Raw genomic sequence first — 11,667 nt, 5'->3', positions numbered from 1 at the left:
TCTCCGCCTGTCGCTCGGCCTTGTCGGCCCGCGCCTCGCGACGCACCCCCTCGAGCCGCGCCTTGAGCCAGGCACGGTAATCCTCCAGGTCGCCATCGAAAGGCTCGACCCGATGATCCGCCACACACCAGAACTCGTCCACTGTGGCCCGCAGCAGGTGACGATCGTGGGAAACGATGATGACCGTACCCTCGAAGGAGGCCAGGGCCTCGGTCAGCGCCTCGCGCATCTCCAGGTCGAGGTGGTTGGTCGGCTCGTCGAGCAGCAGCAGATTGGGCTTCTGCCAGGCCACCAGGGACAGGGCCAGGCGCGCCTTCTCGCCCCCGGAGAAACTCCCCGCCTCGGCAAAGACGGTATCACCGTGGAAGCCGAAGCCGCCGAGGAAGTTGCGGATCGCCTGGTCGCTTGCCGTGGGCGAGAGCCGCAGCACATGCTGGAACGGCGTAGTGGCCAGATCCAGGCTCTCGAGCTGATGCTGGGCGAAGTAACCGATGGCCAGATGCTCTCCGGGAACGCGCTTGCCGGCCAGCAGCGGCAGGTCGCCGGTGAGGGACTTTATCAGCGTCGACTTGCCGGCACCGTTGGGGCCCAGCAGCCCGATCCGCTGCCCCGGCAGCAGGCTCACCTTGACCCCGTCGAGCTGCACGAACTCACGTCCCGCCTCGTCCCGGTAGCCGAGCCGGGCCTCATCGAGCACCAGCAGCGGATGCGAGGTCTTGTCGGAGGAGGGAATCGAGAAATGGAAGGGCGAATCGGCATGGGCGACGGCGATGTCGCCCATGCGCTCGAGCATCTTCAGCCGGCTCTGGGCCTGGCGCGCCTTGGTGGCCTGGGCCCGGAAACGCGCCACGAACTTCTCGATCTCCGCCCGGCGGGCCTGCTGCTTGGCGGCCTCGGCCTGCTGCAGCGCCAGCTTCTCGGCTCGGGTACGCTCGAAGGTGGAATAGTTGCCGCGGTAGAGCACCAGTGAGCGCCGATCGAAGTGCACGATGTGGTCGCAGACGGCATCGAGGAAATCGCGGTCGTGGGAAATCAGCAGCAGCGTCCCCGGGTAGCGCATCAACCACTGCTCGAGCCATAGCAGTGCGTCCAGGTCCAGGTGGTTGGTCGGCTCGTCGAGGAGCAGCAGGTCCGACGGCATGAACAGCGTCCGCGCCAGGTTGACGCGCATCCGCCAGCCGCCGGAAAAGTCCGACAGGGGCCGCTCCAGGTCCGCCTGGGTGAAGCCCAGCCCGATCAGCAGCTGGGCGGCACGGGCGGGAGCACTGTAGCCATCGAGTGCTTCGATGGCGCCGTGCAGCTCGGCTTCACGATGGGCCTCGCCCTGCTCCTGCGCCCGCGCCAGGGCCGCCTCGGTCTGGCGCAGTTCGCTGTCACCATCGAGCACGTAGTCGACGATGGGGCGCGTGAGCGCTGCCACATCCTGGGCCATGTGGGCGATGCGCTGCCCACCGCTCATCTCGACCTCGCCCCGGTCCGGCGCGAGGCTTCCCAGCAACAGACTGAACAGGCTCGACTTGCCGGCACCGTTGGGCCCGACGATGCCGGCCTTGTGGCCGGCGTGCAGGGTCAGCTCTGCCCCCTCGAGCAGGGTCTGGGTGCCGCGTTGCAGGGTGACCTGGCGCAATGCAATCATGCAGACTCCAATTACGGAAACACAGCATAAATGACTGTGCGAGCGAATCGCTGCCTTGCGCTTCATCTCGCTCGTCGATTTGTTCAGCATTTCCTTAGCAGAAAACGATGCTGTCGCCCGTCGGCGGCAACTCCCAACAGAAGGCGGTAACGGCAAGTGGCGACAGCCTGATCATGAGTGACGATTCTACCCGAATGGACGCGGCTCTGCGGAGCCGGTTGGCGGCGGATCCGCTATGGGACTTCGCCCTGGCACTCTACGCTCGTCCCGGGGTCGAGGCCGCCTGCCTGACACTGCAGGACGAAGCTGGCGTGGACGTTTGTGAACTCTTGTGGCACTGCTGGCTCCACCACCATGGCCTAGCCCTGGAAACGTTACCCGAGGGGCTCGCGGCGATCCGCCAGTGGCAGCGGGAGGTCACCTTGGTGCTCCGCGTCCTGCGCCGACGCCTGAAGGAGGAAGCGGGAAAAAACACCGGTGTGGCCGAGGTGCGTCGTCAGTTGCAGCGCACCGAGCTTGCCGCCGAGCGGGAAACTCTCGTTCGCCTGCAGGCCCTGGCCGAACGTGGTGAAGGTCTCGTCCGGTACTCGACTTCTCGCTCGGAATTGGCATTTTCTCTTGCCTCACGCTGGCAATTGCAGAAAAAACCACAACTTTTAGCGCTTCAAACCATTGAATGCCAGCTTGACCCCCCCTAGGTGCCACGCTAGCCTGAAAAAAGCTATGCAGCCTATGAGGCTGCGCGATGCCTGGAGATGTGATCGAGTTTCACAGGCCCAACCTGCGAGGAGAACACAATAATGAAGGCAACCAAGCTGTTGACCACTGCCAGTATCGGCGCGCTGCTGTTCGGCATGTCGGCTGCGGCCAATTCCGCCAACTGGCGTTATGCGCACGAGGAATTCGAGGGTGATGTGCAGGACGTGTTCGCCGTCGCCTTCAAGGAGTATATCGAGGAGAACTCCGACAACACCGTCCAGATCTACCGCTTCGGCGAGCTGGGTGAGTCCGACGACATCATGGAGCAGACCCAGGCCGGCATTCTCCAGTTCGTCAACCAGTCCCCCGGCTTCACCGGCTCGCTGATTCCCGAGGCGCAGATCTTCTTCATTCCCTATCTGCTGCCCACCGACGAAGAGTCGGTCATCGAGTTCTTCAACACCAGCAAGGCCATCAACGAGATGTTCCCGGAGCTCTATGCCGAGCAGGGCCTCGAACTCCTCAAGATGTATCCGGAAGGCGAGATGGTCGTCACCCTGGACGAGCCATTCACCAGCCGGAAGACCTGCGCGGCAAGAACATCCGTACCATGACCAACCCGCTGCTCTCCGAGACCTACCGTGCCTTCGGCGCCACTCCGACACCGCTGCCCTGGGGTGAAGTGTACGGCGGCCTGCAGACCGGCATCATCCAGGGTCAGGAAAACCCGATCTTCTGGATCGAGTCCGGCGGCCTCTACGAGGTGTCTCCGCACCTGGTGTTCACCGGTCATGGCTGGTTCACCACCGCCATGATGGCCAACCAGGACTTCTTCGATGGTCTCTCCGAAGAGGAGCAGCAGCTGGTGCGCGACGCTACCGAAGCGGCCTATGAGCACATCATCGACCACATCTCGGGGCTTGCCGATGAATCCCTGGCAAAGATCCAGGAAGCCTCCGACGAGGTTACCGTGACCCGCCTGGACGAAGATCAGATCCAGGCCTTCCGCGAGCGGGCTCCGCAGGTCGAGGAGCGCTTCATCGAGATGACCGGTGAGCGCGGACAGGAGCTGCTCGAGCAGTTCAAGGCCGACCTGGAAGCCGTGACCGAAGAGTAAGCCCCACAGGCGACTCATCGTGAGCGTGCGAGGGGGTAGCCGGCCGGCTACCCCCTTGTTGTTTGGGCATCCTCACGTCCCGGCCAATCAGCGTTGACGTCCTGCAGGACAAATCCGACTCGCGCTGCTTACCCTTGAGGATGGCGAAGGCATTTCACTCCCTTGCAGGGAACACTTCTGGAGTCCGGTCGCATGACAGAAGAAGAATCCGAGAAGAACTATCGCTCGACGCTGCCCGGCCCTCTGGGTGTCGTCGATACCTGGATCAGCAAGGTCGAATCGGTGATCCTGGCCATGGGGGTGATCCTGATGGCCATCAATACGGTGGCCAACGTGCTCAGCCGCTTTTTGCTCGGTGAGAGCCTGCACTTTGCCGAAGAAGTGAATCGCATCCTGATCGTGATGATCACCTTCGCCGGACTCGGCTATGCGGCCCGCCACGGCCGCCACATCCGTATGTCCGCCTTCTATGACGCCCTCCCCACCGGCGGCCGGCGCTGGCTGATGATCTTCATCTGCCTTTTCACGTCGCTGGTGATGTTCGTGCTCTGCTACTACTCCATCGGCTATATCAGCACGCTCTATGGCCGCGGACGAGTGCTCCCCTCGCTGAGCATACCGATATGGATCATCTACCTCTGGGTACCGGTCGGATTCACCATCACCGGCGTTCAGTACCTGCTCACCGCCATCAAGAACCTCACCTCCCGTGACGTCTATCTGTCGACCCATGTGGTCGATGGCTACAAGGACACGGAAACGGAAGTCTGACGCTGAGCGCTAGAGGATTACACCACCATGACAACCATCATCGTTTCCCTCATGATCGTGTTGCTGCTGCTGGGCTTCCCGATGATGATTCCCCTGGTCACCGCGGCGTTCGTCGGCTTTTTCATGACGTTCGGCGGCACCGGCCAGATGGAGACCCTCATCCAGCAGATGATGGGGGGCATACGGCCCACGGCATTGATCGCCGTGCCCATGTTCATCCTGGCGGCCGATATCATGACCCGCGGCCAGTCCGCCGGGCGGCTGATCGACATGGTCATGAGCTTCGTCGGCCACGTCAAGGGCGGGCTGGCGGTCAGCACCGCTGCCTCCTGCACTCTGTTCGGCGCCGTTTCCGGTTCCACCCAGGCCACCGTGGTGGCCGTCGGTTCGCCGCTGCGTCCACGCATGCTCAAGGCGGGCTACAAGGACCCCTTCACCCTGGCGCTGATCATCAACTCCAGTGACATCGCCTTCTTGATCCCGCCGAGCATCGGCATGATCATCTACGGGGTCATTTCGGGCACCTCCATCGGCGAGCTGTTCATTGCCGGTATCGGCCCGGGCCTGTTGATCCTGCTGATGTTCTCGATCTACTGCGTGTTCTACGCCATCTACCACAAGGTGCCCACCGAACCGAAATCCAGCTGGAAGCAGCGCACGCTTGCCGTGCGTAACGCTCTCTGGCCGCTGGGTTTCCCGGTGCTGATCATCGGCGGTATCTATGGTGGCATCTTCAGCCCGACCGAGGCGGCCGCCGCCTGCGTGCTCTATGCGGTACTGCTGGAGTTCGTGATCTTCCGCTCGCTGAAAATGCCGGACATCTATACCATCGCCAAGTCCACCGGACTGATCACTGCCGTGGTATTCATCCTGGTGGCCGTGGGCAACGGCTTCTCGTGGATTATCTCATTCGCCCAGATTCCACAGACCCTGCTCGCCGCCTTCGGCATCAACGAGGCCGGGCCGATTGGCGTGCTGATCGCGATCTCCATCGCCTTCTTCGTTGCCTGCATGTTCGTGGACCCCATCGTGGTCATCCTGGTGCTCACACCCATCTTCGCCCCGGCCATCGCCGCCTCGGGCCTGGATCCGGTGCATGTGGGCGTGCTGATCACCCTGCAGGTGGCGATAGCTCGGCGACACCACCCTTCGGCTGCGACATCTTCACCGCCATCGCCATCTTCAAGCGACCCTACTGGGAGGTGATCCGCGGTACGCCACCTTTTGTCTTCATGCTGGTGCTGGCGGCGGCCCTGATCATCATGTTCCCGCAAATCGCGCTGTTCCTGCGTGACCTTGCCTTCCGTTGATCGGTGAGACTGACCCCGCTAAGGAGATGGTGATGTTCAATCGGATACTGATACCGGTGGATGGCTCTAAGGGCGCGATGAAGGCGTTGCAGAAAGCCGTCGGACTACAGATGCTGACCGGTGCCGAGCTCTATATTCTTTGTGTGTTCAAGCACCACAGCCTGCTGGAAGCCTCGCTCTCCATGGTGCGACCCGACAAGCTCGATATTCCCGATGACGCGCTCAAGGAGTACGCCACCGAGATCGCCGTGCATGCCAAGGGCGAGGCGGTGGAGCTGGGCGCCGACCCGGCGCGCCTGCGGGCCTTCGTCAAGGGCGGGCGACCTTCGCGCACCATCGTGCGCTTCGCCCGCAAGCGTGAGTGTGACCTGATCGTGATCGGCGCCCAGGGCACCAACGGAGAAAAGAGCCTGTTGCTGGGCAGCGTCGCCCAGCGCGTGGCGGGTTCGGCACACTGCCCGACGCTGGTGGTCTGACCTGGCCACGCCTCCGGCCCGGTTCCGCCCTTTGTTGGCGAGTGCGGAACCGGACCGGCCCTGTTAGAGTCCGAATAGCTGCCAATGAGTTCACGCCTCAATGCTTCTATCACCAAAGGATTCTGCATGAAGACACTCCTGACTTCCGCCTCCTTGGTCACCTTGATGGCCGCAGCACCGCTTGCCCTGGCCGCACCGGAGACCGAGGATGAGCGCCTCAGCTACAGCCTTGGGGTTGCCTATGGCCAGAGCATCGCACAGGAGTATGCCGACCTGGACGTGGATGCTTTCACCGACGCCATACGCGATGTCATCGAAGAGAATGAACTGGCCATGAGTGCCGATGACATGGCCGATACCCTGAGCCGGTTTCAGGAGCAGGCCATCGCCACCCGCCAGGCCGAAACCGAGCAAATGGCCGAGCGCAATCTCGCCGAAGGTGAGGCCTTCCTGGCCGAGAATGCCGGCCGGGAAGCGGTCGAGACCACCGACTCGGGCCTGCAGTACGAGGTGCTGGAAGCCGGTGACGGCGCCAGCCCGGGGCCGACCTCCCATGTGGAGGTCCACTACGAGGGCACTCTGGTCGACGGCACCGTGTTCGACAGCTCCTTCGATCGCAACGAGCCGGTCAGCTTTCGGGTCGACCAGGTCATCGAAGGTTGGCAGGAAGCGCTGCAACTCATGAGCGTCGGCGACAGCTGGATGCTCTTCATTCCCCCTGAGCTCGCCTATGGCGCCCAGGGGCAGGGACCCATCGGGCCCAACGAGACGCTGATCTTCCAGGTCGAACTGCTCGATGTGATGGATTGACAGCCCACCCATGAGAGCCTTCCCCCCACTTCTCGCCGGCCTGCTCTTTTCGACTGGCGCCCTGGCCAATGACACCCTGTCGGAACTGCCACGACTCGGGACGTCGCCCGACGCGATCAGCGTCATCGGAATGTCGTCGGGCGGCTATATGGCTACCCAGCTCGCCGTGGCCTGGCCGGAGCGCTTCTCGGGCCTGGGAGTGCTTGCCGCCGGCCCGTGGAGCTGCGCCCAGGGCGGCCTCGGACGTGCCCTGGGCCAGTGCATGTCAACCCGGCGAGGTCCTCCGGACCTCGCCGCCCTGAATCTGAAGCTGCGCGATTACCAGGCACGTGAGCTGGTGGGTGATGCCGACGAGCTGGCCAAGCTGCGTGCCTATGTCTGGCACGGCGAAGCCGACAACGTCGTCGATTCCTCCTGGGAGAAGCCCTGGCCGCACAGTTGGCCGGCTGGCTGGCCAACCCCGGAGATCAACTGAAGGTGAACCTCGCTCCGGCAGCCGGCCACGGCTGGCCCATCCGCTCCGACGAGCAGATTCCGCCCAGTTGGCTGGCCGAGTGTCGCGGTGGCGGCGGAACACATCTGCTGGCTTGCGGTACGGATATTGCCGGCGAGGCACTGGCCTGGCTGCATGGGGAGCTTGCCACGCCGCAAGAGGTCGATATGACGCAGCTGCTGCGCTTCGACCAGGAGGACTTTGCGGTACGCGGAATTGGCGATGTGGGCTATGCCTGATACCCGAGGCGTGCAAGGCGGGGGGCTGTGACCTGACACTCGCCCTGCATGGCTGCGGGATGGACAGCAAGCAAATCGGTGAGGCCTTCGTACGCCACAGCGGGCTCAACGAGTGGGCCGTGGCCAACCAGCGTGTCGTGCTCTACCCCCAGGCGGAAACCAGCCTGGCCAATCCCCAGGGCTGCTGGGACTGGTGGGGCTTTACGGAGAGTACCTGGCAGCTCGACCCCCTGCACGATACCCGGGAAGGAGTCCAGGTAAGGGCGCTGATGGCCATGATCGACCGGCTGGAGGAGAGCCCGGACGAGGATGAATAACCTACCCGCCCAGCTGGTTCTCCAGCGCCGAGCGCAGCGGGTGAGGCGTCGGCGAATAGAGTACCCGCTGCAGGATCTGGCCGTCACGGTCAACCAGGTAGAGCGAGGAACTGTGATCGACGGTGTATTCCATCGCCGAATCCGGCGTTTCCACCCGCCGCCATACCACGTTATAGCGACCGGCCAGTTCCTCTAGCTGCTCCTCGTTGCCTGCCACACCGATGAAGTCATCGCCGAAAAAGCCCACGTACTCTTCCAGGCGCTCCAGCGTATCCCGCTCGGGGTCCACCGTGATCATCACCGGCACCACCCGCTGGCGCTGCTCGTCATCCAGCCCCTGCATGACCTGACGAATCACGGCCATGCTCATGGGGCAGACGTCCGGGCAGTAGGTATAGCCGAAGAAGAGGATGGCGACCTGTTCCTCATCCATCTGGGTCAACGAGAAGTCACCCTGGGTAGAGGGCATCTCTACCGGGCCGCCCCGGGGACCGCCGTCACCCGCAGTCCTCTGCTGCTCATACCAGCCATAGCCGCCGAGCGCCACGGCCAGCACGACCACGACACCCAACACCTTCCAGATACCCTGTCGCTTCATGGCACACTTCGCTCCACAGTAAAATCGAACCGGCCGCCCAGCCGGCCATCGGCAGTCTCTACCACGACCTGGGCAAGCAGGGCATGGTTGCCTCGGTGCAGATCGGCACCTGGGCCACCCCCTCATAGCGCCCATTATCCTGCGCTTCGAGAGGGAATCGGTGCAAGCCCATATCCATTTCTCGACCCACGAAGTCGACATGAACGGCAGTGGCCTCCACGCCCTCCAGCGTTACTGTCAGGGGCAGCAGGTCCAGCGCCCTGATCCCCCCGGGGGCATCGACCGCCAGGCTCAGGTACCGGGCGCCCCCCAGCATTGCCTGGCAGGACGTACGGTGCAACTCGCAGGGCGCCGCCGCGGCGTACCAATCGATCCCCTGGTCGCCTCGCACCAGATGAGAAACCAGGTACCACAAGGCCACCGCCAGTGCCAACAGGGTGGCCAGGATCATCAAGCGGAGGCCGGGAAAGCGAGTATCCCTTGGGCCTGGATGAGTGGATGAGCTCATGACGGCGAAAGCAGCACTCCAATGAGAGGCGACAGAGGGGTAAGCTTAACAGCATTTGCCAGGCGTCGACCGTGGATGGATGTCGCAGGGCAGCGGCTTTGCAAGGGTTGAAAGGAGTACGAATGGAAGGTGTGGCGCAGGCATTGGGACCGCTGTTTCTGCTGATACTGCTGGGAGCCGTGCTGGGCTGGCGTCGCCTGCCAGGGGACGACTTCTGGCCCGCCATGGAGCGGCTGATCTACTTTCTGCTGTTTCCCGCCATGCTGGTGGCCACCCTGGCAACCGCCGATGTCGGCCAGGTCCCCGTCGTCCGCCTGGCCCTGGCACTGCTCGGCGCCATGCTGCTCTTCGCTACCCTGCTGTGGGCGCTGCGGCCAAAGCTGGGGCTTGAATCGGCGGCCTTCACCTCGGTGTTTCAGGGCGCCCTTCGCTTCAACACCTACGTGGGCGTTGCCGGGGCGGCGGCACTGCACGGCTCTGCCGGTGCCACCGTGGCCGCGGTGGCCGTGGCGCTGATGGTGCCGGTGGTCAACGTACTCTGCGTGGCGAGCTTCATTGCCGCCGGCACGCTGGGGCCCTCCAGCCTGGGCAAGAGCCTGCTGGCACTGGTGCGCAACCCGCTGATTCTCGCCTGCCTGATAGGTATCACCCTGAACCTGACCGGCATCGGACTGCCCGGCTGGAGCGGTGCCACGGTGGAACTGCTGGGACGAGCCGCCCTGCCACTGGGCCTGGTCGCGGTGGGCGTGGCCCTGCGTCCCCGGGCACTGGTACGCCTGGACCGTGGCGTCTGGACATCCAACCTGGTGAAGCTGGCACTGATGCCCGCGCTGGTCCTGTTGCTCGCCCTGGCGCTGGGGCTGGACCCGGTGAGCCGTGACGTGGCACTGCTCTTCGCCGCGCTGCCCACCGCCACCTCGGCCTATATCCTGGCCCGCCAGCTAGGAGGAGACTCCGAGCTGATGGCTGCCTGATCACCGGCCAGACCCTGCTGGCCATGGCGACGCTGCCGCTCTGGCTGCGTCTGGCCGGCTAGCCAATAAAACTTAATAAAAAGTATTCGCATTTGTGTTGACGGCGCAAACGAGAATGATTACAGTGAGGGTGTGGCGTTTGATGAGGCGCCACACCCATAAGAGGATCGCCAGTTCCTCGTTATGGTTTCTCCCCCTCATTTGCTAGTCACGGTCTTGCCTGCGCCTCCTCTGGAGGCGCTTTTTTTTGGTTCATCGCAGACTGTCTGAAACGGGCGGTGTTACCAGCGCTGACGTTCGTCGCCAACCATGACAGCCTCCGCCGAGGCGCCTGACGGCGCCAGTCGCGATGGGAACCAGCGCTCCAACAGCTGACTTTTCCTGCCACGGCAGGCAATGACCTCCTTGTCGGAAATGGGATGGACCCGTCCCTCCCTGTGCCAAGATGAGTTTGCAACGCCATCTTGGGTGCACGGGGCACCACACGGCATCTCGAAGAGAGGGTCCATCCATGAATAACATTAGCATCGTCGGGATCGATCTCGCCAAGCATGTCTTTCAACTTCACGCCGTTGATCCCAAAGGCCGCCAGGTCTTCAGCAAGAAGGTGTCTCGCTCGGGTTTACGACTGACGCTGGCTCAGGTACCTCCCTGCCGCGTCGCCATGGAAGCCTGCGGCGGTGCTCATTACTGGGCCAGGGAGATCGAGGCCCTGGGGCATGAGGTTCACTTGATCCCTCCCCAGTACGTGAAGCCCTTTGTACTGGGGCACAAGAGCGATGCCCGGGATGCCCGGGCCATCGCGGAAGCGGCCGCCCGTGATGCCACCCCTCGGGTGGCGACCAAGACGCTGGAACAGCAGGCACTACAAGCCATGCATCGCGTACGCTCCCGAGCGATCGCCAACCGTACGGCGCTGGGCAATGAACTGCATGGCCTACTGGCCGAAATGGGGATCATCGTGGCCAAGGGGCACTCGGTGTTCCGCCAGGGCGAGGTCAGGCGGTTGCTCGCCGAGCATCGGACAGAGCTGGGCGACGATCTCTTCGTGGTACTCGATGATGTCCTGGATCAGTGGCTGGCACTGGATAACCGCATCCGTGCCTACGATCAGCGCCTGGCACGGCTCGCCAAGGCGACACCGGTGTGCCAGCGCCTGTTGAGCGTGCCCGGTATCGGGCCGGTCAATGCCACCTTGCTGGTCAGTCATATCGGTGACCCGGGCCGGTTTGCCAATGGCCGGAGCTTCAGCGCCTCGATTGGCCTGGTGCCCCGCCAGCACTCGAGCGGCGGCAAGGAAAGACTGATGAGCATCTCCAAGCGAGGCAATGGCGAGGTGCGCCGGCAACTCGTGCATGGGGCACGAGCGGCCTTGCGCGCGTTTCAGCGTCAGCAACAGCCGGATCGGCTGGCACGTTGGGCGTGTTCATTGGCGGCACGACGTGGCGCGACCAAGGCCACCATCGCCCTGGCGAACAAGCTCGGCAGGATCTGCTGGGCAGTGATGGCGCGAGACACAGCCTACGCGGCCACACCGTGAAGCCGCGAGTGTCATGAAATAGTCCAGATTTCCCGGAGGTTGCGCAGGCACGAACGTGGATGGCAGGACAGGTCAGACCGGCTCTCCGCTACTCTGTGAAGCTTGATGGCCGATGTTGAGGCCGAGTCGGAGATCAGATCGGAGAGCGCGCATCCCATCATGGCCAGGCACCGATGAAG

The 11,667-nt window shown here is 63.4% G+C and carries 11 protein-coding genes and 3 pseudogenes; 11 read left to right on the top strand and 3 right to left on the bottom strand.

Features of this window, described 5'->3' with window-relative positions:
- The coding region (locus tag Q427_RS18035; protein ID WP_043516505.1) for an ABC-F family ATP-binding cassette domain-containing protein at window positions 1-1,636 on the bottom strand (1,636 nt) is incomplete at its 3' end.
- A gap of 107 nt (window positions 1,637-1,743) precedes the next feature.
- On the opposite strand from Q427_RS18035, the gene Q427_RS18030 reads away from it, so the two are divergent.
- The 9 genes and pseudogenes from Q427_RS18030 to Q427_RS34340 all read left to right on the top strand — a co-directional run bounded on the left by Q427_RS18030 (window position 1,744) and on the right by Q427_RS34340 (window position 7,868).
- Complete coding sequence (locus Q427_RS18030; protein WP_051496503.1) at window positions 1,744-2,334, top strand: TIGR02444 family protein; 591 nt, start codon at window positions 1,744-1,746, stop codon at window positions 2,332-2,334.
- A 102-nt stretch (window positions 2,335-2,436) separates the two neighbouring features.
- Window positions 2,437-3,452 (top strand): annotated as a pseudogene (locus tag Q427_RS18025) (TRAP transporter substrate-binding protein).
- Between the two features lie 192 nt (window positions 3,453-3,644).
- Window positions 3,645-4,223 (top strand): TRAP transporter small permease, encoded by a 579-nt coding sequence (locus Q427_RS18020; protein WP_043516503.1) that lies wholly within the window; start codon window positions 3,645-3,647, stop codon window positions 4,221-4,223.
- Between the two features lie 27 nt (window positions 4,224-4,250).
- Window positions 4,251-5,533 (top strand): annotated as a pseudogene (locus tag Q427_RS18015) (TRAP transporter large permease).
- A gap of 32 nt (window positions 5,534-5,565) precedes the next feature.
- Window positions 5,566-6,009, top strand: a complete 444-nt coding sequence (locus Q427_RS18010) for a universal stress protein (protein ID WP_043516501.1) — start codon at window positions 5,566-5,568, stop codon at window positions 6,007-6,009.
- A 126-nt stretch (window positions 6,010-6,135) separates the two neighbouring features.
- Window positions 6,136-6,819: an FKBP-type peptidyl-prolyl cis-trans isomerase gene (locus Q427_RS18005; RefSeq protein ID WP_043516499.1), complete on the top strand. Its 684-nt coding sequence runs from the start codon at window positions 6,136-6,138 to the stop codon at window positions 6,817-6,819.
- Window positions 6,820-6,829: 10 nt separating this feature from the next.
- Complete coding sequence (locus Q427_RS34350) at window positions 6,830-7,294, top strand: alpha/beta hydrolase family protein (protein ID WP_231613774.1); 465 nt, start codon at window positions 6,830-6,832, stop codon at window positions 7,292-7,294.
- Window positions 7,295-7,296: 2 nt separating this feature from the next.
- Window positions 7,297-7,551: a hypothetical protein gene (locus Q427_RS34345; RefSeq protein ID WP_231613773.1), complete on the top strand. Its 255-nt coding sequence runs from the start codon at window positions 7,297-7,299 to the stop codon at window positions 7,549-7,551.
- A 59-nt stretch (window positions 7,552-7,610) separates the two neighbouring features.
- Window positions 7,611-7,868 (top strand): PHB depolymerase family esterase, encoded by a 258-nt coding sequence (locus Q427_RS34340; protein WP_231613772.1) that lies wholly within the window; start codon window positions 7,611-7,613, stop codon window positions 7,866-7,868.
- Between the two features lies 1 nt (window position 7,869).
- Here Q427_RS34340 and Q427_RS17995 read toward each other — a convergent pair whose 3' ends face one another.
- Together Q427_RS17995 and Q427_RS17990 are read right to left on the bottom strand one after the other, a co-directional pair.
- Window positions 7,870-8,466 carry an SCO family protein gene (locus tag Q427_RS17995; protein ID WP_043516497.1) on the bottom strand — a complete coding sequence of 199 codons (597 nt, stop codon included), beginning with the start codon at window positions 8,464-8,466 and terminating at the stop codon, window positions 7,870-7,872.
- A gap of 58 nt (window positions 8,467-8,524) precedes the next feature.
- A complete protein-coding gene (locus Q427_RS17990; RefSeq protein WP_051496502.1) occupies window positions 8,525-8,917 on the bottom strand; it encodes a hypothetical protein in 393 nt (130 codons plus the stop codon).
- 179 nt (window positions 8,918-9,096) lie between these two features.
- On the opposite strand from Q427_RS17990, the pseudogene Q427_RS17985 reads away from it, so the two are divergent.
- Window positions 9,097-10,010, top strand: a pseudogene (locus Q427_RS17985) (AEC family transporter).
- 449 nt (window positions 10,011-10,459) lie between these two features.
- Window positions 10,460-11,488 (top strand): IS110 family transposase, encoded by a 1,029-nt coding sequence (locus Q427_RS17980; protein WP_043516495.1) that lies wholly within the window; start codon window positions 10,460-10,462, stop codon window positions 11,486-11,488.
- Window positions 11,489-11,667 lie beyond the last annotated feature (179 nt).

This window comes from Halomonas sp. BC04 (genome assembly GCF_000568385.1).
Note: the sequence above shows the minus strand (reverse complement) of the source record. Positions and strands in the feature narration are given on the sequence as shown.

Coding starts and splice junctions, on each gene's coding strand:
- Q427_RS34350 (WP_231613774.1), top strand. CDS start 6,830: ATGAGAGCCTTCCCCCCACTTCTCGCCGGCCTGCTCTTTTCGACTGGC.
- Q427_RS17980 (WP_043516495.1), top strand. CDS start 10,460: ATGAATAACATTAGCATCGTCGGGATCGATCTCGCCAAGCATGTCTTT.
- Q427_RS17995 (WP_043516497.1), bottom strand. CDS start 8,466: ATGAAGCGACAGGGTATCTGGAAGGTGTTGGGTGTCGTGGTCGTGCTG.
- Q427_RS18010 (WP_043516501.1), top strand. CDS start 5,566: ATGTTCAATCGGATACTGATACCGGTGGATGGCTCTAAGGGCGCGATG.
- Q427_RS18030 (WP_051496503.1), top strand. CDS start 1,744: ATGCTGTCGCCCGTCGGCGGCAACTCCCAACAGAAGGCGGTAACGGCA.
- Q427_RS18020 (WP_043516503.1), top strand. CDS start 3,645: ATGACAGAAGAAGAATCCGAGAAGAACTATCGCTCGACGCTGCCCGGC.
- Q427_RS34340 (WP_231613772.1), top strand. CDS start 7,611: ATGGACAGCAAGCAAATCGGTGAGGCCTTCGTACGCCACAGCGGGCTC.
- Q427_RS17990 (WP_051496502.1), bottom strand. CDS start 8,917: ATGATCCTGGCCACCCTGTTGGCACTGGCGGTGGCCTTGTGGTACCTG.
- Q427_RS18005 (WP_043516499.1), top strand. CDS start 6,136: ATGAAGACACTCCTGACTTCCGCCTCCTTGGTCACCTTGATGGCCGCA.